The sequence below is a fragment of the Spirosoma luteolum genome, from assembly GCF_054778875.1.
In genome coordinates this window covers 151,342-174,944 of the sequence record NZ_BAAGZE010000005.1, presented here as the reverse complement: position 1 = coordinate 174,944, position 23,603 = coordinate 151,342, and the positions used below count along the sequence as shown (strand labels likewise).

Annotated in this window: 16 protein-coding genes and 1 tRNA gene; 7 read left to right on the top strand and 10 right to left on the bottom strand. The window is 58.6% G+C overall.

The window, feature by feature from the left end; genetic code table 11:
- Positions 1-38: 38 nt before the first annotated feature.
- The 4 genes from ACYVAC_RS08420 to ACYVAC_RS08405 form a co-directional block, all read right to left on the bottom strand.
- The gene (locus ACYVAC_RS08420; RefSeq protein WP_461097171.1) at positions 39-1,664 is read right to left on the bottom strand and encodes a hybrid sensor histidine kinase/response regulator; all 1,626 of its coding nucleotides are present in this window, start codon (positions 1,662-1,664) and stop codon (positions 39-41) included.
- Positions 1,665-1,915: 251 nt separating this feature from the next.
- On the bottom strand, positions 1,916-4,150 hold the full coding sequence (locus tag ACYVAC_RS08415; RefSeq protein ID WP_461097170.1) for a xanthine dehydrogenase family protein molybdopterin-binding subunit: 2,235 nt from the start codon (positions 4,148-4,150) through the stop codon (positions 1,916-1,918).
- A gap of 74 nt (positions 4,151-4,224) precedes the next feature.
- The gene (locus tag ACYVAC_RS08410) at positions 4,225-5,217 is read right to left on the bottom strand and encodes an FAD binding domain-containing protein (RefSeq protein ID WP_461097169.1); all 993 of its coding nucleotides are present in this window, start codon (positions 5,215-5,217) and stop codon (positions 4,225-4,227) included.
- A complete protein-coding gene (locus tag ACYVAC_RS08405) occupies positions 5,214-5,834 on the bottom strand; it encodes a (2Fe-2S)-binding protein (RefSeq protein WP_461097168.1) in 621 nt (206 codons plus the stop codon). Before ACYVAC_RS08405 ends, ACYVAC_RS08410 begins: the two co-directional genes overlap by 4 nt.
- A gap of 222 nt (positions 5,835-6,056) precedes the next feature.
- On the opposite strand from ACYVAC_RS08405, the gene ACYVAC_RS08400 reads away from it, so the two are divergent.
- The 3 genes from ACYVAC_RS08400 to ACYVAC_RS08390 all read left to right on the top strand — a co-directional run bounded on the left by ACYVAC_RS08400 (position 6,057) and on the right by ACYVAC_RS08390 (position 8,400).
- The gene (locus tag ACYVAC_RS08400; protein WP_461097166.1) at positions 6,057-7,109 is read left to right on the top strand and encodes a spore photoproduct lyase family protein; all 1,053 of its coding nucleotides are present in this window, start codon (positions 6,057-6,059) and stop codon (positions 7,107-7,109) included.
- A gap of 99 nt (positions 7,110-7,208) precedes the next feature.
- Positions 7,209-7,919 carry a DUF2461 domain-containing protein gene (locus ACYVAC_RS08395; protein ID WP_461097165.1) on the top strand — a complete coding sequence of 237 codons (711 nt, stop codon included), beginning with the start codon at positions 7,209-7,211 and terminating at the stop codon, positions 7,917-7,919.
- Between the two features lie 25 nt (positions 7,920-7,944).
- Positions 7,945-8,400 carry a RidA family protein gene (locus ACYVAC_RS08390; RefSeq protein ID WP_461097164.1) on the top strand — a complete coding sequence of 152 codons (456 nt, stop codon included), beginning with the start codon at positions 7,945-7,947 and terminating at the stop codon, positions 8,398-8,400.
- A gap of 96 nt (positions 8,401-8,496) precedes the next feature.
- Here ACYVAC_RS08390 and ACYVAC_RS08385 read toward each other — a convergent pair whose 3' ends face one another.
- The 4 genes from ACYVAC_RS08385 to folP form a co-directional block, all read right to left on the bottom strand.
- A complete protein-coding gene (locus ACYVAC_RS08385; protein ID WP_461097163.1) occupies positions 8,497-9,987 on the bottom strand; it encodes a glutamate synthase subunit beta in 1,491 nt (496 codons plus the stop codon).
- A gap of 104 nt (positions 9,988-10,091) precedes the next feature.
- Positions 10,092-14,705: a glutamate synthase large subunit gene (gene gltB / locus ACYVAC_RS08380; RefSeq protein ID WP_461097161.1), complete on the bottom strand. Its 4,614-nt coding sequence runs from the start codon at positions 14,703-14,705 to the stop codon at positions 10,092-10,094.
- A gap of 437 nt (positions 14,706-15,142) precedes the next feature.
- Positions 15,143-15,215: transfer RNA gene (locus ACYVAC_RS08375), tRNA-Lys, on the bottom strand.
- Positions 15,216-15,274: 59 nt separating this feature from the next.
- Positions 15,275-16,132, bottom strand: a complete 858-nt coding sequence (folP, locus tag ACYVAC_RS08370; protein WP_461097160.1) for a dihydropteroate synthase — start codon at positions 16,130-16,132, stop codon at positions 15,275-15,277.
- Between the two features lie 98 nt (positions 16,133-16,230).
- On the opposite strand from folP, the gene ACYVAC_RS08365 reads away from it, so the two are divergent.
- The 3 genes from ACYVAC_RS08365 (at position 16,231) to ACYVAC_RS08355 (ending at position 18,765) form a co-directional block, all read left to right on the top strand.
- Positions 16,231-16,785, top strand: a complete 555-nt coding sequence (locus ACYVAC_RS08365) for a DUF1599 domain-containing protein (protein ID WP_461097159.1) — start codon at positions 16,231-16,233, stop codon at positions 16,783-16,785.
- 271 nt (positions 16,786-17,056) lie between these two features.
- Positions 17,057-18,202, top strand: coding sequence for a BT_3928 family protein (locus ACYVAC_RS08360; protein WP_461097158.1), 1,146 nt, complete (start codon positions 17,057-17,059; stop codon positions 18,200-18,202).
- A gap of 56 nt (positions 18,203-18,258) precedes the next feature.
- The gene (locus tag ACYVAC_RS08355; RefSeq protein ID WP_461097157.1) at positions 18,259-18,765 is read left to right on the top strand and encodes a shikimate kinase; all 507 of its coding nucleotides are present in this window, start codon (positions 18,259-18,261) and stop codon (positions 18,763-18,765) included.
- 76 nt (positions 18,766-18,841) lie between these two features.
- On the opposite strand, the gene ACYVAC_RS08350 is transcribed toward ACYVAC_RS08355, so the two are convergent.
- Positions 18,842-20,410: a hypothetical protein gene (locus ACYVAC_RS08350; RefSeq protein WP_461097156.1), complete on the bottom strand. Its 1,569-nt coding sequence runs from the start codon at positions 20,408-20,410 to the stop codon at positions 18,842-18,844.
- Positions 20,411-20,587: 177 nt separating this feature from the next.
- Positions 20,588-21,847 (bottom strand): hypothetical protein, encoded by a 1,260-nt coding sequence (locus tag ACYVAC_RS08345; RefSeq protein ID WP_461097155.1) that lies wholly within the window; start codon positions 21,845-21,847, stop codon positions 20,588-20,590.
- A gap of 230 nt (positions 21,848-22,077) precedes the next feature.
- On the opposite strand from ACYVAC_RS08345, the gene proS reads away from it, so the two are divergent.
- Entirely contained in the window at positions 22,078-23,550 is a 1,473-nt protein-coding gene (proS, locus tag ACYVAC_RS08340; RefSeq protein WP_461097154.1) for a proline--tRNA ligase, read from the top strand.
- The last annotated feature ends 53 nt before the right edge of the window (positions 23,551-23,603 follow it).

Sequence of the window (23,603 nt, the reverse complement as noted above, 5' to 3'; positions counted from 1 at the left end):
GCGGAATGACGGATCGGGAAGGAGCGGAGACCGGGCGTTTACAGCGCCTGATCGACCGTGGTTTCGGGTTCGGCCGAGGGCTCACTGGCGCTGATGGCAAACGACTGGTGCACCGGCAGCACCAGGATAAAGCAGGTACCTTCGTTGACCTGGCTGCGGGCCCAGATCAGTCCGTTGTGTTTGTCGATGTTCTTGCGGGCAATGGCCAGGCCGATACCGGTTCCTTCGTACTGTTCGCGGCTGTGGAGCCGCTGAAAAATCACAAAGATACGGGTAAGGAATTTCTCGTCGAACCCGATGCCGTTGTCGCTGACCTCGATCCGGCAGTAGTCGCCGTCGGCCTGGGCCGGGGCGTCAATGGCTTTGGTACCTACCCGTTCGCCCGAGATCGTAATCACGGGCGGGGTGCCGGGTCGGGCAAATTTCAGGGCATTACTGATCAGGTTCTGGAATACCTGCCGCATGCGCGTCGGAATGGTATCAATCAGGGGCAGGGCGTGGATCTGCACCACCGCCTGCGTGCGCTGAATGGTATCGTCGAAGTCGAGCAGCAGCTCGGTCAGCAGCGCATTCAGGTCCGTCGGCTGAAACGGCTCAGGCGCCGACAGCTGGGAATACGTCAGCAGGTCGCTGATGAGCGTCGACATGCGGGCCGACGACCGGATGGAGCGGTCGAGGTAGCCGATGGCATCGGGATTGTCGTTCAGGTACTTCTGTTTGATGATGTCGTTGAGCAGCTGGATTTTCCGCAGGGGCTCTTTCAGGTCGTGCGACACCACCCACGTAAACTGCTGCAGCTCGTGGTTGGTCCGTTCCAGCTCGGTATTTTTCAGCAGCAGTTCGTTGGTCCGCAGCTCAACCTGCTGCTCCAGCAGGTCGGCTGCTTCCTTCTGCGCGTGGATGTCGGTGAAGGTGCCGATCCAGCGCACGACCGTACCCTGCTGCCGGATGGGCTGAATACGCAGCAGGTAGAACCGGTACTGACCGTCGGGCTGCCGCAGGCGCACCTCGCTCTGAAAATCATGGCCTTCCCGGCGGGCGGTGGCCCAATGGTCTTCATACGAGACATCGTCGGGGTGAGCCGTTGGAAACCCGGTCGGGTTGGCCGCAAAGCGGTGCCAGTATTCGTTTACGTATTCGATGCGGCCATCGGGCGTGGTGCTGAAAGCCGCCTGGGGCAGAGCGGCCAGTAGGGTTTGTAGTTCGCCCATGCGTTCGGCCAGCGCTTCCTGGGCCTGCTTGCGCACCTCGACCTCCTGCCGCAGCGATTCCTGGGTAGCGATGAGTGCCTGCTGCTGTTCGTAGAGCCGATGCAGGGTTTTCACTTTCAGCACCAGAATATCGGGGTCGACGGGTTTGGTCATGTAGTCGATGCCGCCCGAGGTATACCCTTTGGTAATGAACCGCTTCTCGGTGTTGACGGCCGACAGGAAAACGATCGAGGTGTACTTGGCGCGGCTGAATCCGGCGATGGCGCTGGCTACCTCGAAGCCATCCATGTCGGGCATCTGCACGTCCAGAATTATCACCGAGTAATCGGTTTTCAGAACCTTCCTCAGGGCTTCTTCGCCCGATCCGGCCGTGTCGACGTTAAAGTGGTGGAGGGTGAGGATTTTCTTTAACGGAAGCAGGTTCTCGGGCCTGTCGTCGACGAGGAGGATCATGCAGAATAAGTTGTAACGCTGAATAGGGAGGTCCCGCCGTTGGCTCCGATCGCTGAGCCGACGCTGCTGCCAACGGGGTGTCCGATCCGGTTACACCCCCCGGTACAGGCTCGGGAAATGCCGTGAAGATACGATCTGTGGCGTTGTGGCACCAATTAGGTGATTGAATGGCCCCGGCCCTAACCGGCATAAACAACCGAACCGATCGCCGTTGCCGGTTGATCGGTTCGGTTGTCACCAGTTGTTACGGATCAGGCTTCCAGCGACAGCACTTTGTCGACCGTGATGGGCAGCGACCGCACGCGCCGGCCGGTGGCGTGGTAGATGGCGTTGGCAATGGCGGCTACCGACCCCGTAATACCAATTTCGCCTATGCCTTTGGCGCCGGCCGGGTTCACATGCTCGTCGGTTTCTTCCACAAAAATCACGTCGATGTCGGGTATGTCGGCATTGACCGGTACATGGTATTCGCCCAGGCTGGCGTTCATGATGCGGTTGGTACGATCGTCGAACACGGTGTCTTCGAGCAGGGCCATACTGACCCCCCACACGATACCGCCAATAACCTGACTGCGGGCCGTTTTGGCATTCACGATCCGACCGGCGGCATAAGCACCCGTTAGCTTCGTGACGCGTATCTCGCCCGTGCCTTCGTTGACTTTTACTTCGGCAAACTGCGCGCCGTGGGCATACATCGAGTATTTCTCCTTTTCTTCGCCCGGTTTCGAACTGGTTGTGGCGGTGAGGGGCTTGCCGCCGTTGCGCTTGAGCAGGGCCACCAGCGTTTCGCCTTTGGCGGGCTTGTCTTTCAGAAACAGCTTGCCTTTCCCGATCTCGATTTCTTTTTCCTTCGCGCCGTGGAGGGGCGATTTGGTGTCGTTGAGGGCCAGCTGTTTGGCTTTCAGCAAGACGGCTTCGGCGGCCTGTACGACGGCCGATCCGGTCGAGGCTGTGGTGCGCGAGCCCCCCGACACGGGCGTTTTGGGCTGAGTCGTGTCGCCGGCCTGCAGCGTCACCTGGTCGGGGTGAATGCCAAACACATCGCCCGCCAGCTGGGTCATGATCGTAAACGAGCCGGTGCCGATGTCCTGCGTACCGGTGCTGACCACCAGGGTTCCGTCGGCGTTGAGCGTGACTTTGGCCGTGGCTTCATCGCGGTTCATGGGGTAGATTGCCGTGGCCATCCCGCTGCCCACGAGCCACTTGCCCTGGCGGTTTGAGCGGGGCGCGGGGTTTCGTTTCGACCAGCCAAAGCGTTCGGCTGCCTGCTCGTAACACGCCTTGAGCGACTTGCTGGAGTAGGGCAGCTCTTTCTGCTGATCCATATCGGTGTAATTCCTGATCCGCAGGGCCACCGGGTCCATGTTGAGGGCATAGGCCAGTTCGTCCATCGTGCACTCGAGCCCGAACATGCCCGGTGCTTCGCCCGGTGCGCGCATGGGGGCCGTGGTGCCGATGTTGGCCCGCACCGACCGGTGGGTTACCTCCTGGTTGGGGCTGGTGTAGAGCATGCGGCTCAGCGTGCCCACCGGCTCGGCAAAATCGTCGAACACGGAGGTTTGTACCAGCGAACGGTGCGCCAGTGCCGACAGCTGTCCATCGCGGGATGCGCCCACCTCCAGCTCCTGCACCGTGGCCGATCGCGCGCCCACCATACCGAACATGTCGCTACGCCGAAGCTCGAGTTTCACGGGCCGCTTGACGAAACGCGCGGCCATGGCGGCCAGCATTACGTTCGACCAGACGGCCCCTTTACTGCCAAACCCACCCCCTACGTACTGGGCCACCACGCGCACCTGCTCGGGCGGCAGGGCAAAGTATTTGGCGACACGCTCGCGGGTCGGAAAAATGCCCTGCGTGGCGGTGTAGAGCGTTAACTTGTCGCCTTCCCACATGGCCAGCGTCGCGTGGGGCTCCATGGCGTTGTGGGTCTGAGTCGGGGTGGTGTATTTGGGGCGCAGGGTGACCTCGGCTTTGGCCATGGCACCGGCCAGATCGCCCCGCTTCGTATCGACCGGGTCGTCGGGGCGGGGGAGCCGCTTGGGGGTAAAGGGCGTGGTTTTGTTGGCCGGCAGTTCGGGTATGGGTTTCTTTTCGGTGTAGGTCACCTTCACCAGCCGGGCGGCTTCGGTCGCGTGCTCGAACGTATCGGCAATGGCTACCGCAATGGGCTGGTTGTTGTAATAGATGGTGGGGCTGTCGAGCAGATGCAGCACCCGCTCGAGCGCCGTTTCGCCAGGGGTGTTGTTGGCAATGCCGGCGGGTTTCGGCGTGTTTTTGTGGGTCATGATGCCCAGTACGCCCGGTAGTTTCGAAGCAGCTGTTGTGTCGATATCGCTGATGCTGCCGTTGGCAATGGTACTCATGACCAGCACGGCATAGGCCATGTTGGGCTGGTGCATATCGGCCGAGTACCGGGCCTGGCCGGTTACTTTCTGCTTGCCGTCGATCCGGTCGATCGGGTCGCCAATGGGTTTCGTCGCCATGGGAAAAAAGGATCAATAGCGCCAATCAGGCGGGCGGGCCGAAGCCATCCCGACGCCGATCGGTGCCGATGGATTTATACGGCTGCTTCCTGCAGCGCCTGAACAATGGCCGACTGGGCCAGACTTACCTTGAATGCGTTGTGGGCAAAGCCCCGGGCGCCGGTCAGCAGGGTGGTGGCCGCCTGGCGGAAGGTCGCTTCGGTTGCGGGCTTACCCACGAGCGTCTGCTCCACGGCCGTCACCCGCCAGGGTTTATGGGCCACCCCACCCAGCGCCAGCCGGGCCTCGCGGATGGTGCCGTTCTCAACCGAAAGCCGGGCCGCTACCGATACCAGTGCAAAGGCATAGGAGGCCCGGTCGCGCACTTTCAGGTAATGGCTTTTGCCCGCCTGTTTAGCCGTCGGGATATCGACCGACAGAATCAACTCATCCGGTTTGAGGTTCGTATCCTGCTGGGGCGTGGTGCCCGCCAGCCGGTGAAACTCGGCGATGGGGATGCTGCGCTCACCGGCCGGCCCGCTCACGTTTACCACCGCTTCGAGCGCAGCCAGAGCCACGTTCATATCGCTGGGGTTGGTGGCTATACACGATTTGTTGAGGTCGCCCGTGTCGAGACCCAGAATGGCATGAATGCGGTTGTACCCTTCCAGTGCTCCGCAGCCGCTGCCGGGATTGCGTTTGTTGCAGGGCTGGCTGGGGTCGTAGAAATAATAGCACCGGGTGCGCTGCATGAGGTTGCCGCCCAGCGTGGCCATGTTGCGCAGCTGGGGCGAGGCACCGGCCAGCAGGGCCTCGGCCAGCAGGGGCGCGTGCTGTTTCACCAGCGGGTGCTCGGCCATGTCGCTGTTGCGGGCGAGGGCGCCGATGCGAAGGCCCGTGGCGGTTTTTTCGATGGTGGTGAGGGGCAGTCGGCTGATGTCGACCACGCGATCGGGCTGCATCACGTCGTACTTGATCAGATCGACCAGGTTGGTGCCGCCCGCAATAAACTGGCTGTTGGGCTGTGCCCCCAGCAACTGAATGGCCTGTGCCGGCTGGCTGGCCTCGGCATACCCGAAGTTTTTCATTTGGTGGTTCCTCCTTTCTGTACCGATTGTATGGCGGCCACGATGCCCGGATAGGCCCCGCAGCGGCAAATGTTTCCGCTCATCCATTCCCGAATCTCGTCGGGCGAACCGGCGTGGCCTTCGCGCAACAGCGCTGCGCCCGACATAAGCTGGCCCGGTGTGCAGAAACCGCACTGGAAGCCGTCGTGCTCGATGAAGGCGGCCTGCAGCGGATGGAGCTTATCGGGGGTGCCGAGGCCTTCGATGGTGGTGATGTCGCGGCCCTGCTGCATAATGGCCAGCGTCAGGCAGGCATTGGCCCGTCGCCCGTCGATGTGTACCGTACAGGCCCCACACTGGCCGTGGTCGCAGCCTTTTTTGCTGCCGGTGAGGTTCAGCCGCTCACGCATCAGATCGAGCAGCGTTTCGCGGGGTTCAACGGCTAGTTTGTAGGTTTTTTTGTTGATGCGCAGGCTGATGGGCTGCGTGGTTGCGGTAGTGTCGGGCATAGCGGTCGGAACAGATTCGGCCTGAGTGGCCAGGGGCGGTAGCATAACTAGGCCGGCCAGGGCTGACGACTGCTTCAGAAACCACCGGCGTCCGGCCCCGTCGATGAGGTACTTTTCGTGTTGCGCCATGAGAATACGTAAGTCTATACCTACCTAAACCGCCTGTTTGCCCGGGGTTCTAAAAAAATGACACAACGACCCGGCCGTGCGGTTGTTTCTGCGACCCGACAGTAGGCTAAATTGTCGGTTTTTTGTTTGTAATAATCAGACAGTCAGCTAGTTAGTATTATCTCGATCTGAACCCTTGCTGCTGTATTTCTGTTTAGTAAACAGCACCTTACCCACGTCTGAATGCCCGATTTCAAACCCAGTCTGATCCTGTATACGGCCGATGCGCTCAATGCGCAGGGAACGGCCATTCTCGACCGTTTTCCCGACGCGCAGACGATGCAGGTGCGGCAGCATAACCGCCTGCCCGATCTGGGGCTCAGCCACTACAAGGCTAAATCCGATCTGCTGGTGCTGGGTACGCTGAAGTCGCAGACCATTCGCTGGAGTGGCCGCAGCGCCGATTTCATTGCGCCCAGCCTGGCCAATGGCTGTTTCGGAGCCTGCGCTTACTGTTACGTCGACCGGCATAAGACCGTCAACCCCATCACGCTCTACACCAATACCGACGCCCTGCTGCAGGCGGTCGACGAGCATGTGATGAGTCAGCCGTGGCCCCGCCCCGCCAACCAGACCGACCCGCACGTTTACACCTACGATATTGGCTGTAACTCCGATATCTCGATCGACTACGGGTTGAGCGATGGTGTGCAGCAGGCCTTTTCGTTCTATCGCGATCATCCCCGCGCCAAGGCCACCTTCGCTACCAAGTTTGTAAACCCCGACATGCTGGCGTTCGACCCGCAGCGCAAGGTCCGGATTCGGTTCAGTCTGATGCCGCCCGAGATCAGCCGCCTGGTCGATGTGCGGACCGATAGCATCGAGAAGCGGATTGCGGCTATCAACCAGTTTTACGAAGCGGGCTATGAGGTACACGTCAATTTTTCGCCCGTCATCGTCTACGGCAGCAAAACCGGCAATCCGCAGCAGTGGCGCGACGACTACCGGGCGCTGTTCCGCCAGCTCGACGGGGCGCTGTTGCCCGCCGTGAAAGCCCAGCTCCAGAGCGAAGTAATTTTTCTGACGCACAACCAGCAGCAGCACCAGGCCAACCTGGCCATCAACCCGAAGGCCGAAGAACTGCTGTGGGTACCGGAGTGGCAGGAGAGTAAAGTAAGTCAGTTTGGGGGCTGGAATATCCGCTATCAGCACCAGCTGAAAAGTAAGATGGTGGCTATCTTCAGTAAACTACTGGCCGACGAGATTCCGTGGTGCACGGTGCGCTACTGCTTCTAAACCCCGCCCCGGTTGGATCGGGACCGCTCTCGCGAAAAACCGGTGAAGGGGCCCGCCGGCTCGCCAACCACCGGGGGATTTTATGTAACTTTGATTGCTATGCCAACAAAAAAAGAACCTAAAGCGGTGCTGACGACCGCCACGCTCACGTTTATGAGCGACCTCGTGAAAAATAACAACCGCGAGTGGTTTCAGGTGAACCGGGCCCGTTATGATGCTGCCAAGCAGGAGTTGATCGGGCTGGTCGAGCAGGTTCTGGTCAAGATGAGTGCGTTCGAGCCGCTGGCCAACACCACGGCTAAAGAGTGTATTTTCCGCATTAACCGCGACATCCGATTTTCGAAAGACAAGGCTCCGTATAAATCAAATCTGGCGTTTGCCATCGGGCCGGGTGGACGACATTCGGGCCGCATCGACTACTACGTGCACATTCAGCCCGGCAACCAGTCGTTTATCGGGGGTGGCATGTGGCAGCCAACACCGGCCCAGCTGGCTATCTACCGGCAGGAAGTCGATTACAACGCCCAGGAGCTGAAAGACATAATCGAAGCCGAGGCCTTCCGGGCCTATTACCCCGAGGTGTCGGGCGAGGTGATGAAGACCACACCCAAAGGCTACTCCGCCGATCATCCCGACATCGACTTGCTTCGCCGGAAAGAACTGTTTTTTATCCACCGCTTCACCGACCGCGAGGTGGTGAAGCCGGGCTTCGCCGACGAACTGGTTCGGGGGGCGCTTATTCTGAAGCCTTACTGCGACCTGCTGAATTACCTGTTCTTCGACGAAAAAGAAGAACCTGTGCGTTTATAAGCTGACTCTGTTTCTTTATCCTCCCATGATGCGCAACCGCCACCTCCTACTGCTCGCACCGGCCCTGTTGATGGCCCTGACCACCCAGGCGCAGACCCCTGTGCCGTACCGGCCCGGCTATACCTACAAGGTCGAAACGGCCATTCCCAACACGGAGGTCTACGTGAGCGGGCAGCGCCCGTTCGATGCCAACGGCAATCTGGTCGGACCCGGCGATATTGTAGCCCAGACCCAGCAGGTGTTTCAGAACCTGCAAACGGCGCTGGCCGAGTTTGGTATGACATTCAGCAACATCAAGCAGGTCACGTACCACCTTAAAGGCGTAACCGGGCAGCGTGATGCCGTCGCGGAGCAGCGGGTCAGCAACGTCAGCGGCTTGTATCTGCCCCGGTCAACCGCGCGTATCGAAGCCACCAAAGTAATTCCGCAAATCATCAGCAACGACGTGCTCATCGAGGTCGAAGTGATTGCCGCCAAGTAGAGCAACCCACACGGCACGCAACGAAATCGGCCCCGGTAGCGCTACCGGGGCCGATTTCGTTCTAAGGGTATACAGGGTGCCGCACCATGCCGGCTATCAGGCTACTTCGATCATCGAAACGGCTTTGGCTTCGAGCATCGTTTCGCCCATCAGGTAGCAGTCGGCAGCGCGGGCAGCCTCACGGCCTTCCGAGATGGCCCACACCACCAGCGACTGGCCCCGGCGCATATCGCCTGCTACAAAAACGCGCGGATTGGTGGTAGCCTGGTAGTTGGTGGCTTTCACGTTGCCGCGTTCATCGTATTCAACGCCCAGCTCGTCGAGCAGGCCTTCGTGCTGCGGGTGCAGGAAGCCAGCCGCCAGCAGCGCCAGTTCGCAGGGCACATCACGCTCGGTACCCGGCATCTCCACCATCTGCATGCGGCCGTTCTCGTTTTTCCAGGCCAGATCAACGAGTCGGAGGGCCTTCAGGTTGCCGTTTTCGTCGCCGATAAAGGCTTTGGTGTTGATCGACCAGTGGCGCTCGCAGCCTTCCTCGTGTGAGGTCGATGTACGGAGCATCATGGGCCAGTTGGGCCAGGGGGTGTTGGTAGCCCGCTCTTTAGGCGGCATCGGCATCAGCTCGATCTGGGTGATGCTGGTGGCACCGTGCCGGTTCGATGTACCAACGCAGTCGGAGCCGGTATCGCCCCCGCCAATCACCACCACGTTTTTACCCGTAGCCAGCAGTTCGCCATCGGCATAAGGCATACCCCGGTGGTCGACCTCGACGGGCCGCTCAGCATTGCGCTTGTTTTGCTGACTCAGGAACTCCATAGCCGGATAAACACCCTTCAGGTCGCGGCCCGGAATGGGCAGATCCCGCGGTACGGTCGATCCACCCGTCAGCATCACCAGGTCGAACTGCTCGAGCAGATCGTTGGCCTTTACATCGACACCGACATTGACGCCGGTTTTAAACTGGATGCCTTCTGCTTCCATCACGGCCAGCCGGCGGTCGATGGTCCACTTCTCGAGTTTGAAGTCGGGGATACCATAGCGCAGCAGCCCGCCAATCTGATCGGCCCGTTCGAAAACCGTGACTGTATGGCCCGCTTTGTTGAGCTGAGCCGCAGCGGCCAGACCGGCCGGCCCCGAGCCTACCACGGCAATCTGTTTGCCAGTCCGGACTTTGGGTGGCCTGGGCACTACGTAACCACGTTCGAAGGCTACCTCGGCAATCGATTTTTCGATAAACTCTATGGCAACGGGCGGCTTGTTGATACCCAGTACACACGACGCTTCGCAGGGAGCGGGGCAGATGCGGCCCGTAAACTCCGGGAAATTGTTGGTCGTCGCCAGAATATCGTAGGCGTAGGCCCAGTTCTGCTCATACACCGCGTCGTTGAACTCGGGGATGATGTTGCCCAGCGGACAGCCACTGTGGCAAAACGGGGTGCCACAGTCCATGCAGCGGGCCGCCTGCCGTTGGGAGTCCTGCTCCGAAAACGGCATCTCGATTTCTTTGTAATCGTTGATCCGCTGCTGCGGGTCGCGCTTTTTAGGCAGTTCGCGCGTAAATTCTAAAAATCCGGTAGGTTTTCCCATGGTAGGCTGAGGACGCCGTTGCCGGCGTGGTCTGCTTAATACAGCTAACAACTATTCAGTAGCCTGGCGGCCATCCGCGTAACAGGAAGCGCAGGCTTCGCCGGTTACCCGTGCGTCACGTCGACGGTGATGTCCTGATACACAACGTTCTTGTCGCGAATCTGCTCGGCCAGCGCAATGTTGCGACCCGCCAGGGCTTTGCGGAAATCATCGGGCATCACCTTCACGAACTGACCAATCTGCTGCTCCCAGTGCTGGAGCAGGTTGAGCGCCACGTTGCTGGTGGTGTACTGGAAGTGCTTCTCCACGTACTCCCGCAGAATGGCCTGGTCTTCGTCGTTGAGGGGTTCGAGGCTGACCATTTCGCGGTTGACCTTCGAGGCAAACGTACCGTCCTGATCGAACACATACGCCACCCCGCCCGACATACCGGCGGCAAAGTTGCGGCCGGTGCGGCCCAGAATGATGGCCAGACCACCGGTCATGTATTCGAGTCCGTGGTCGCCGATCCCTTCGACTACAACCTTGGCGCCTGAATTCCGTACGCAGAACCGCTCGCCGGCCATACCCCGGATAAAGGCTTCGCCCGAGGTAGCGCCGTAGAACGACACGTTACCGACAATGCTGTTTTCTTCGGGTTTGAACTGCGCCGTCCGGTCGGGGTAAACAATCAGCTGCGTGCCGCAAAGGCCCTTGCCGAAGTAGTCGTTAGCGTCGCCTTCGAGCTCCAGTTTGATACCGTTGGTAGCAAAGGCACCAAAGCTCTGGCCGGCCGTACCGCGCAGTTTAATGTGGATCGTACCCTCGGGCAGGCCGGGGCCACCGTACGCTTTCGAAATCTCGTTCGACAGCATGGTACCGATGCTCCGGTCGATGTTCTGCACCGTAAACTCCCCGTAAACGGTTTCGGCCGAAGTCAGCGCAGGCTGCGCCAGTTCCATCAGTTTCCGGTCGAGCACATCGTCGAGGTAGTGATTCTGTTCTTCCTGCTTGTATAGGGCCACGTCGAGGTTGGTGGGCTCTTTGTAAAGCAGTGCATCGAGGTTCACGTTCTTGTATTTCCAGTGGGGCAGGTTCTGCCGCAGTTCCAGCATCTGGGCCTGACCCACCATCTCGTTGATGGTACGGAAGCCCAGCTCAGCCATGATCTCGCGCAGTTCCATGGCCAGGAAGGTAAACATGTTTACCACGTGCTCGGGCTTGCCGGTAAAGAGGGCGCGCAGCTCTTTGTTCTGCGTAGCCACCCCCACCGGGCAAGTGTTCAGATGACACTTGCGCATCATGATACAACCCGTAGCGACCAGCGCGGCCGTGGCCACGCCAAATTCTTCGGCACCGAGCAGGGCAGCAATGGCCAGGTCGCGCCCCGTCCGCATCTGCCCGTCGGCCTGTACCGTAACCCGGCCGCGCAGTTTGTTGCGCACCAGGGTCTGGTGCGCTTCGGCCAGACCCAGCTCCCACGGCAGACCCGCGTGGCGGATCGACGAGAGGGGCGAGGCACCCGTACCGCCATCGTGACCCGAAATCAGTATGTGATCGGCGTGGGCTTTGGCTACCCCGGCGGCAATGGTGCCGACGCCGGCTTCCGATACCAGCTTCACGCTGATCCGGGCGGCCCGGTTGGCGTTTTTCAGGTCGGAGATCAGCTGGGCCAGATCCTCGATCGAGTAAATGTCGTGGTGGGGCGGGGGCGAAATCAGCCCCACGCCGGGCGTCGAGTGGCGCGTCCGGCCAATCCAGTCGTCGACTTTAAAGCCGGGCAGCTGACCGCCTTCGCCGGGTTTGGCGCCCTGGGCCATTTTGATCTGCAGCTCACGGGCGTTGGTCAGGTAGTAGCTCGTGACGCCGAAACGGCCCGATGCCACCTGCTTGATACCCGAGTTCATGCTGTCGCCGTTGGCCATCGGGGTGTAGCGCAGTTCATCTTCACCGCCTTCGCCTGAGTTGCTCTTGCCGCCGATGCGGTTCATGGCAATAGCCAGGGTGGTGTGCGCTTCCCACGAGATCGAGCCGAACGACATGGCACCCGTTGCGAACCGCTTGAAGATGGCTTCGATGGGTTCGACTTCATCGATGGGAACCGAAGCGCCCTTCTTGAAGCGCAGCAGCCCCCGCAGCGTAATGGCTTTCTGGGTCTGATCGTCGATCAGTTTCGAGTATTTCTTGAAAATCGAGTAATCGTTTTTCTGGGTCGACTGCTGGAGCAGGTGGATGGTGTCGGGGTTGAAAATATGTTTTTCGCCCCGCTGTTTCCATTGGTAAATACCGCCCACTTCAAGCCGCGCCGGCATAACCGGCCCCTCGGGGAAGGCAATGCAGTGGCGAATCAGAATTTCGCGGGCGATTTCGTTGAGCCCCATGCCGCCAATGCGTGAGACCGTGCCGGTGAAGTAGCGGCTCACTACATCTTCGTTCAGGCCCAGACATTCGAAAATCATGGCACCCTGATACGACTGTAGCGTCGAGATTCCCATTTTCGAGAAAATCTTCAGCAGCTCGCCGTTCACGGCTTTGATGTAATTCTTGTAGAGCTTGTCGAGGTCATAATCGACCTGCAGAAGCCCTTTTTCTTTCATGCTGGCAATGGTCTCGAACGCCATGTAGGGGTTCACCCCCGATGCGCCGTAGCCGATGAGGGTAGCCACGTGGTGGGTTTCCCAGACATCGCCCGCTTCGACCACGATACCGACTTTGCCCCGCAGGCCCTGCCGGATGAGGTAGTGGTGAATAGCCGAAGTCGACAGCAGCGACGGAATGGGCGCATGGCTCGAGTCGATAGCCCGGTCCGACAGCACCAGAATCGAGTAGCCATCCTGAATGGCATCGGCCGCGTAGCGGCAGATCCGGTCGAGGGCGCGCTCCAGCGATTTGCCGTCGCCATCGGCCGTAAACAGGCAGTTGATGGTTTTGGCCTGGAACTTGGGCTTGTCGATAAACCGCAGCTTGTCGAACTCCTGCGTCGTCAGCACGGGCTGGTCGAGCTCGACCTGCCGGCAGTGTTCGGGCGATTCGCTGAGCAGGTTATAGGTAGCGCCCACAAACGAAATGAGCGACATGATCGACCGTTCCCGAATCGAGTCGATAGGGGGGTTGGTCACCTGCGCGAAAAGCTGCTTGAAGTAGTGGCTCATGTGCTGGCTCTGCTCGGAGAGCACGGCCAGGGGCACGTCGGTACCCATCGAGCCCAGGGCTTCCTTACCCGTCTCGACCATCGGCGCCAGAATCATCCGCAGGTCTTCCGACGTGAAGCCGAACGCCTGCTGCATGCGCAGCAGTTTGGCCGGATCGTAGGGATTATACGAGCGGATGGGGGCTTCGAGGTCCTGAATCTTGATCTTGTTCTGCGCGAGCCAGTCGCCGTAGGGCTGGCGGGTGCTGATCTGCTGCTTGATTTCCTCGTCGGCCACGATGCGTCCCTGCTCCATATCGACCAGGAACATTTTGCCCGGCTGCAGACGGCCTTTCGACACCACCTTGGCGGGGTCGATATCCAGCACGCCCACCTCGGAGGCCATAATGACAATGTCTTCATTGGTCACCCAGAAACGCGACGGACGCAGGCCGTTACGGTCGAGGGTGGCGCCGACCATGCGGCCATCGGTAAACGAAATCGAAGCCGGGCCGTCCCAGGGTTCGATCAGACCGGCGTGGAATTCGTAGAACGCTTTCCGGACGGGGTCCATGTGCTCGTTACCATCCCAGGCTTCCGGGATCAGCATCATCATCACGTGGGGTAGCGAGCGGCCGCTCATCACGAGCAGTTCGATGGCGTTGTCGAGGTTGGCCGAGTCCGACTGCTTGGGGTCGCAGATGGGCAGCAGCATGTCCATCTCATCCTGCGTGAACTTCGACGACTGCAGCAGCCCTTCGGCGGCTTTCATCCAGTTGACGTTGCCGCGCACGGTGTTGATTTCGCCGTTGTGGGCAATGTAGCGGAACGGCTGGGCCAGTTTCCACGACGGGAAGGTATTGGTCGAGAAGCGGGAGTGCACCACGCCCAGCGCCGATACCACATCGTCGTGCATCAGGTCGGGGAAGTACGGCTCCAGCTGCAGCGTGGTCAGCTGGCCTTTGTAAGTAATGGTACGGCACGACAGCGACGAGAAGTAAAAGTGATCGACGCCGTTTACCGTTTCGTTGATAATGCGGGTGCTGTAGTTCCGCAGAATGTAAAGCTTCCGTTCAAAGTCCTCGGGGTTGGTAATGTCGGACGGGCGTTTGATAAACACCTGTTCCATTTGTGGTTCGGCCGAGCGGGAGCCCTGTCCGAGATCGCTGTTGTTGACCGGCACCACGCGGTAGCAGAGCAGTTCGAGGCCCAGCTTTTTCATGTTCCGGTTCAGAATGGCCCGGCACTCTTCGCGCAGCCACACATCTTTGGGGAAATACACCATCCCGACGCCGTATTCGAAGGCGGGGGGCAGGTGAACGCCCAGCTTGCGGGTTTCATCGACGAAGAATTCGTGCGGAATCTGAATCAGCAGCCCGGCGCCGTCGCCGGAGTTGGCTTCGGCACCCACGGCACCGCGGTGTTCCATCCGGCGGAGCATCTGAAGGGCGTCGGAAACGATCTGGTGCGACTTGCGGCCCCTGATGTGGGCGACAAAGCCAATACCGCAGTTATCGTGTTCAAATTCCGGGCGGTAAAGGCCGGTGCCGGAGGGGTTCTGCGCTCCGCTGAGGGACTGCGCGGTCACTTGGTCAACCTGATCGGACATGGTCGTAACAGTGTTGGGTTTGGGCGTCGAAAGGTAGTCCAGTTACGGAATTGGTACTATTACGGCGCTTTTATTAGGAAATTCGAAATTATTGGCTGATTGGTCAGGGAGTCAAATCAGCGTTTTCAGGCCGGACCGGCGAACGTTTGCGATAAAGTCATGCAATATACTAATAAAAAAATTTGGCAAAAACGACCCAAACCAGAATATACTGGCAACCCATACCAATTATCATTTTGATACTACTTGTTCTTGGAAAGTGAATAGATGATGGGGGCTCTGACAGTTTACGCAGGCGTTTTGGCCGGTCGGAATAGCGTGATTTGGGCCTGGAGCCCATCTGGAGGGAGAGGCTGTGGGAACGGAGCCGCCCGTTTGCAGGGCTGACCAGCGAGGGGGATAAAACAAAAAAGCCGCTCAATTGAGCGGCTTCGGTGTGATCCGGCTGGGATTCGAACCCAGGACCCATACATTAAAAGTGTATTGCTCTACCAGCTGAGCTACCAGATCGTTTCCCCGATTTGGGACTGCAAAAGTAGGCGTTGAAATGATTTAACGCAATACCTGACTTAAAAAAAAGTTAGCTGCTGCGTGAGCAAAACGGCCTCTACAGCCTCCCTGACGTCATGTACCCGCAGAATCGAGGCTCCTTTGAGCAGCGCGGCCGTGTTCAGCACGGTGGTGCCATTGAGCGCCTGATCGGCCGTGACATTCAGGGTTTTCCAGATCGTCGACTTGCGCGAAATGCCCACCAGCAGGGGCTCCTCAAACAGCCCGAAGGCATCGAGGTGGCGCATCAGTAAAAAATTTTGCGCGGGGGTCTTCGCAAACCCGAATCCGGGGTCCAGTATGACGTCGGTGGCCCCCAGCGCCCGCAGGCTGGCCAGTTGCGTGCTGAGTTCATCGATGACCTCCGTGATCAGGTCGGTATAGTGGGTATGCTGCTGCATGGTCTGTGGGGTGCCCCGCAGGTGCATGAGCACGTAAGGCACACCCAGCCGGGCCACGGTTTCAAACATGGCTGGATCGAGGGTGCCGCCCCCGATGTCGTTGATGAGGGCCGCTCCGGCGGATACGGCCTGCCGCGCGACCGACGCCCGAAAGGTATCGATTGATAGCAGGGCATCCGGGAAAGCGCTCAGGAGCGCTTCGATCACCGGCAGGATGCGGTCGGCTTCGTCGGCCGGGCTAATGTCGGTAGCACCGGGCCGGGTCGAATACCCACCCAGATCGATGAAGGTGGCGCCGTCGGTCAGCATCTGCCCCGCGCGGTCGATCACCGCGCTCAGGCTATCGGGCTGCCCCGAAACGCGGCTGCCGGCATAAAACGAATCGGGGGTTACGTTGAGGATACCCATCACCGCGGGGGTGTCGAGCGACACCAGTCGTCCCCGGCAGTTCAGGGTTTTTTTCGTACCTTTGGGCATCAATCAGGTGGTAGTTTGTGGTCTGACGGTTGCGGTTTTGAGCATAGCCAGGCTGGTAAACGATGAACTGCGAACCACACCGTCCCGACGGGTACACTATGACAAAAACGGAAGCCGAATATCGGCAGGTAATCGAGCGGTGCAAAAGCCTGTTCCTGAAAAAGAATAAAGACTATGGTACTGCCTGGCGCATTCTGCGACTGCCCAGCATTACCGATCAACTGTATATCAAGGCCCAGCGCATCCGGACGCTGCAGGAAACGGGGGTCAGCAAAGTAGGGGAGGGCATCGAACCCGAGTTTGTGGGTATCATCAATTACTGCGTGATGGCGCTTATCCAACTCGACGTTCAGCAGCGCCCAGCCGATCAGCCGGCCCCCCTGGATATTCCCTCCGACGTGCTGGAGTCGCTCTACGACGCGCAGATCAATCAGGTGATGCATTTGCTGTTTGCCAAGAATCACGATTATGGCGAAGCCTGGCGCGATATGCGCGTCAGTTCGATGACGGATATTATCCTGATGAAGCTACTGCGTACCAAACAGATTGAAGATAACCAGGGCAGTACGCTGGTGTCGGAGGGCGTCGATGCCAATTATATGGATATGATCAATTACGCCGTTTTCTGTTTGATCAAACTGACGGGTGTTTAACAGGATTAATTAGTGTTGGACAGGATTTCTATCGACCCGGTTGACGCACCAATCCTGTAATCCTGTCCAGGTATCGGTTGCGTACCTGTGTTTGACAGGATTTCCGGATGGACAGGGTTTTAGATAATCCAGCTTAGATCGTAATCCAAATAATCCGGTAATCCTGTCCAGTCATTGTTTTCTTATTCGCGTTTGACAGGATTACCGGATGAACTGAAAAAATCAATCCAGAAAATCTGCAGTCCTGTCCTTTTGCTTATCGACGAGCTACATGAACCCTGCTATTTCTCAGCCTAAACTAAAGACCGGCACGCCCCCCATGCTGTGGGCAGCCCGCATTGCCCGCTTTCTGGTGGGTTTCGTCTTCATCTTCTCCGGTCTGATCAAACTCAACGACCCCGTTGGCACCCAGATCAAGTTTGAAGAATACTTCGAGGTTTTCGCCCACGATCTGCCGGTGTTCAGCGGCTTTTTTTTGGCGCTGGTGCCCTTCACACTGGCTATGTCGGTGTTGTTCTGTGCGGCTGAGATTGTGCTGGGCGTAGCGCTGCTCGTGTCTTACAAGCCCAAGGTGACCACCTGGCTGCTCTTCTTCCTGATCGCGTTTTTTACGTTCCTCACGTTTTATTCGGCTTATTTCAACCGCGTAACCGACTGCGGCTGTTTTGGCGATGCTATTAAACTGAAGCCCTGGACTTCGTTCGGCAAAGACGTGGTGCTGACCATGCTTATTCTGTTCATTATCGGTCACCGCAACCGCATTACCCCCCGCAAAACGGGTTGGCTGGTGGCGCTGACCACGGTGCTGACACTCGGCCTGGGCATCTACGCCATTGCCTTTCTACCCCCGCTCGATCTGCTGCCTTACGCAGTTGGCAAAAGCATCCCGGCGCAGATGAAACCCTCCGAGCCGCTGCGCTACAGCTATGTGATGGAGAAAAACGGCAAGACCGAAACGTTCAGCCAGTACCCCAGCGATACCACCTACAAGTTTAAAGAGATGACGCTGGTGAACGAAAATGCCAAGCCCAAAATCACGGACTACCGCGTCTGGGACGATTCGGGCAATTTCACGCAGCAGACCTTCGAGGGCAACAAGCTGTTCGTGATTGTGAAATCGGTTTCGGATATCGACGCCGGAAGCCTGCCCGCCATTCGGGCACTGGTCGAAGGCCTGAAGGACTCGACGGTAAAGCCTTACATTCTGACGTCGGTAAGCGATGAGCAGATTCGGGCGTTCCAGAAAGAATTCCAGCTAACCGAAGTGCCCTACTACAAGGTCGATGCAACGGTGCTGAAAACCATCATGCGGTCGAATCCCGGCACATGGCTGCTTAAAGACGGCGTGGTACGGGGGAAGTGGCACTACAATACCACACCCGACGCGGCCGACGTACAGAAACTGGTTACTGACTGACGGCGTAACCGACGGAACCGCGTTCTGCTGCCGTTTTTTTGGTTACCTACTACTCCATGAAGAATATATTCCTGATCGGAATGCCCTCGTCCGGGAAGAGTACCCTGGGCAAGCGTCTTGCCGATGCCCTTCATTACCATTTTGTCGATACCGATCGGATGATTACCCGCGAGGAGAACCGGTCGATTCCGGAAATCTTTGCCGAGTCGGGGGAAGCTTATTTTCGGGAAGCCGAACGGCGCGTGCTGCGCACCATTCAGCCTGGCCGTAGCCTGGTGGTATCGACGGGGGGCGGCATGCCCTGCTTCTACGATAACATGGCTTACATCAACGCTACGGGCGTATCGGTGTTTCTGGATGTACCGGTAGACGTGCTGGCCAAACGCATACAGGCCCACGGACAGGCCGATCGGCCGCACTACAGCACCGACGATCCGGCGCTGACCGCCAACCTGCGCCAACGCTGCACCGACCGCGCCCCGTTCTACACCCAGGCCCATGTGGTGGTATCGGGCGAAACGCAGGTCGATGACATTCTGCGGCTGCTGGGTCAGTGGCTGTAACGCATAGCGATAATAAACAAGGCGGGCCCGGATCGATCCGGGCCCGCCTTGTTTATCTACTGACCGTTGAAAACCCTTAAAAGAACGTACCGATAGACAGCGTCAGATTCGTATTGCGGTTGTTGGTCAGCACGGTTGGCGTATCGGCATCGTTGGGGAGCTGATAGGGCGAGATACCCGATTTGGTAGTCAGGTACGACCCCGACAGATCGGCGAAGAATCGCTGGTTACGCACACCGACACCAGCCGACAGCAGCAGCTTGTCGCGATCAGCTTTGGCCACCCGATCGAGGTCGAGTTTATAAGCGCTGGGCAGGTAGCCTACGCCGGCGCGCAGGCGCAGCAGACCGGCCCGTACTTCGCCACCAAGCCGCAGGTTAACCACGTTCTGATAGCTCGACATAACCGACTGCTTCACGTCGTTTTTAAAGTCGGTATTGTCCTGCGTGGTGTTAAAATAACTCGTCCGGACGCGCATGCCGCTATAGCCTACATACTCGGCCGTAGCGGTCAGGAAACCCGCTTTCCCGATAAAGAACGTAGCGCCACCCGATGCGCGCAGGGGTGTCTGCAGCGTGTAATCGAAGTTGTCGTACGGGGTAATCACATCCACCGCATTGGCTTTCAGCTGCAGATTGGGGTCTTTGGCCGAAGCTGTCAGCGTCTGCGTAAACGTTTCGCGGGCGCTGCTGATGGTGGGCGAAATAATGGTGGCGCCTACCTGCAGTTCGGGACTCAGTTTGTAGATGATACCCAGCGACGCGCTGATACCGTTGCCCGCCACGTTGAAGCGGTTGATCTGGCCGTAATTGTTGAAGGTTCGGCCACCCAGCGGGGTTTCCACAAAGTTAAATTCCGACGCGTAGCGGAGCCGCGTAAACGATACCGAGCCCCCAATGTAAAGCTTGTCGTCGAGGTTACCGGCGTAGGCCAGCGACCACTGCGATTGGGCCCCCGAACGGGTCAGCGTGGCACGCTGATCTTTAGGCGTATTGGCATCGAAGCGGGTATAAGGCGGCCCGGCACTGTTGGCGTTGTATACAGTCGGGTTGATCAGAAACAGGCCATACGCGGCAGCTTCGCGGAAGTCGGCTCGCCGTTCGCCAGGTATGAAGCCATCGCTCAGCTGAGCCTCACTGTACTTGGCGTCATTGGCCGCGTTGATGTAGCTCTGGACAATCGACGAGTTCTGGTTGTTGTTAGTACCCCGCGCATCAATGTAATCGTAAAAATTGGCCGTCTGGGCATACGAGATGCCGAACGAACTCCGGCGCCAGCGCTGGTTATTGTTCTTATCGCCCCCGGCCAGCACCAGGCTGAACTGGCCGATACTGGCTTTACTGTTACTTCCTACGGTCTGCGCACCCAGAAAATTGTTCTGGTTGCTGACCAGGTTGAGCGAGGGGCTGATGCTTAGTTCCGAGCGGTTGTAGAAACCCAGCCCGGCCGGATTGCCAAACAGATTGCTGGCGTCGCCCCCCAATGCCGCGTGGTTTCCGCCCAGGCCCCGAAAGCGGGCGGTGCCATTCAGGCTGGCGTCGGAGAAGCGAAACGCATCGTCGGCATAATCGGAGGCTGCCCCCTGTCCGAACAGCAGCGTTGTCGACAGGAGCAGTCCAGTCGTTAAAAGCAGTGATTTTGTCATAGTCGTAGGCAGTGATTCGTGGAGGAAGTAGCGACTGTTTGCGGTTAGAGTCGGAACGAATCAGATCGTTTAATCGACTTCCCGAATCGGGATGCTTCCCCAGCAAAGAGAAAACGAAAATCCCCGCCAATTGTCCTAACGGGCGGGGATTTTTTATGAAAATCTAATCAGTAGTGCCTAGCGTGGGCCACGGCCACCACCACCGGCGGGAGCACCACCGCCTGAGGAACCACCACCACTGGGTGCGCTGTAGCTGGGGGCACTGTAGCTACCGCGGCTCTGGCTCTGGTAAGCCGGTTGCTGCTGATAGGTGCGCTGCTGCTGCTGGTAGGCAGGCTGCTGCTGATAGCTGCTCCGGCCGCCACTGTTGTAGTCGGAGGGGGTGTAGCTACCGCGGCTGCTTTCGCGGGGCCGGGCATAATACTGGCTGTTCGACGAGCTGCTGCCACTGCTGTAGGCCGGTGCCGACCCGCTCGTGCGGCCATTGCTGCTGGCGCTGTTATCGTAGTAGTACGAGCCCCGGCTGCTTGTGGCAGGCCGCGAATAATAACCACTGTTGGTCGAGCCGCTGTTCGAATAACCGTTGTTATAGGTGCTGCTGCTCCCGCGACGGCCGCCCGAATTGGTATAGGCCCGGGGCGAATTTTCGAAGTCACTGCCGTACGTACGGGCCGAGCCATTGTTACTGCGGATGTAGGTACGGTTCCGGTACGGATCGGCACCCACGACAACCACATTGTTCGTGTAGCCTCCGTAGTAACCACCACCATAGTACCCTCCATACCCACCGCCATAGGGATAGCCAAACGGACTGTAGGCGAACGTACTGTAGCCAAATGGCGAATAGAAAGGCGAGTAAAACGGACTGAAGCCACCGCCGAATCCATAGCCGTAGGGGCTGTAGGCAAACGTATCGTAGTAGGGGTAGCCGCCGAAACCGCCGTAGCCAAATCGGTTGAAGCCACCGAAACCACCATAGCCCAGGCCGATGCCCAGTCCGGAGTAGAAGCCCAGGTTGTTGAAGCCCCAGCGGTTCCAGCTGTAGGCCGATGTCGACGCGGCATTGTAGCCGTTGACAAAGCCCGAATTATAGGCATTCGTTGCGTTGTCGCCCCAGCCCGGATCGGGCGAGATGCCCCGGTTGAGCTTGCGGGTGCTCAGCTCCGAATAGTACTCGTCGGCGTTGGTGCTGTAGCCCTGCTGTTCGTCGTTATAGTCGGGGTTGGCATTACGACCCTGCTGGTTCCGCTGCCGGGCCGGCCGCTGCACCGCCGACGCGTCGTTGGTCGTGCTGGCATAGACCTGCGCGTTGCCCGACGTGCCGTACAGGTCGTCGACTTCTCCGACGTTCTGAGCTGTTTGCCGGGTGGAGCTACAACTCCAGATACCCAGCAGCGCAGCCATCGTCAGGTAGCGATATAAAGGTTGCGTTTTCATTTGGCAAGGGATTTTAAAAGATGCGGTGAACTCATTGAAAATGGTCACTAAACGCCTGTTGATAGATAACACAGGAACCGCGAGATTGATTACAAAAATAGGATTAAAACCTATCTTTGCAAGTTCCCTGCTTGTTAGATTCCGATTCAGGTGGCAGGGTTTAATCCAGTTTAAAATAAAGTTGGTCACACCCGGAAAATTCGTGTCCGGCTGTGTCGGCATACGTGCGCATGGCAAAAGCAATTCCGTCGCGGAGCGAGAACTACTCCGAATGGTACAATGAGTTAATCAAGCGGGCCGACCTGGCCGAAAATTCAGCCGTCCGGGGCTGCATGGTCATCAAACCCTATGGCTTCTCGATCTGGGAAAAAATGCAGCGGGCCCTCGACGATATGTTCAAGGAAACCGGCCACCAGAACGCTTACTTTCCGCTCTTTATTCCCAAATCATACCTCAGCAAAGAAGCCTCACACGTAGAGGGCTTTGCCAAGGAGTGTGCCGTTGTAACGCACTACCGGCTTAAGAACGCCGAAGATGGCTCGGGCGTCATTGTCGATCCCGACGCCAAGCTGGAAGAAGAACTGATCGTTCGGCCAACGTCTGAAACAGTTATCTGGAGCACCTACAAAAACTGGATTCAGTCGTACCGCGACCTGCCGCTGCTGATCAACCAGTGGGCCAACGTGGTGCGCTGGGAAATGCGTACCCGGATTTTTCTGCGCACGGCCGAATTTCTCTGGCAGGAGGGCCACACGGCCCACGCCACCGCCGACGAAGCCTACGCTGAAACCCGGCAGATGCTCGAGATCTATGCCACCTTTGCCGAGGAGTGGATGGCCATGCCCGTGGTACGGGGCGCCAAAACGCCGTCGGAGCGGTTTGCCGGCGCCGACGATACATTGTGTATCGAAGCCATGATGCAGGACGGCAAAGCCCTGCAGGCCGGTACGTCGCACTTCCTGGGGCAGAATTTTGCCAAAGCGTTCGACGTGCAGTTTCTCAACAAGCAAAACCAGCTCGAGCACGTCTGGGGTACCTCGTGGGGCGTATCGACCCGGCTGATGGGCGCTCTCATCATGGCCCACTCCGACGACGACGGGCTGGTGCTGCCGCCCAAACTGGCGCCCATTCAGGTGGTTATCGTGCCGATCTACCGGTCGGAAGAGCAGCTGGCGGCCCTGTCCGACAAAATCAAGCCGCTCGTGCAGGAGTTGCGCAAAGCCGGCATTTCGGTGAAATTCGATGATTCGGACGCCAATAAGCCCGGCTGGAAGTTTGCCGAGTATGAACTGCGGGGCGTACCGGTTCGGCTGGCCATGGGCGGGCGCGACCTCGAAAACAACACCGTCGAGATTGCCCGACGCGATCTCAAAACCAAGGAAACGGTATCGTTCGATGGCCTGACCGAGCGGATCAAGGCCCTGCTCGACGATATTCAGCGGACGATCTACGAACGGGCGCGTGATTTTCGGACGGCCAACACGTTTACCGTCGACACGCGGGCCGAGTTTGAAGCCAAACTCGAAACCGGTGGTTTTCTGCTGGCGCACTGGGACGGTACAGCCGAAACTGAAGAAGCCATCAAGGAAGCTACCAAGGCCACGATCCGCTGTATTCCATTCGATCAGGAGGCCGAAGAAGGCGTTGATCCGTTCTCGGGCAAGCCGTCAAAAGGGCGGGTGCTGTTTGCCCGGGCTTACTAGGCCAGCCTCAGACTGACCGCTACCCCTATACGTAACCGCATCGGCGCTGCCGG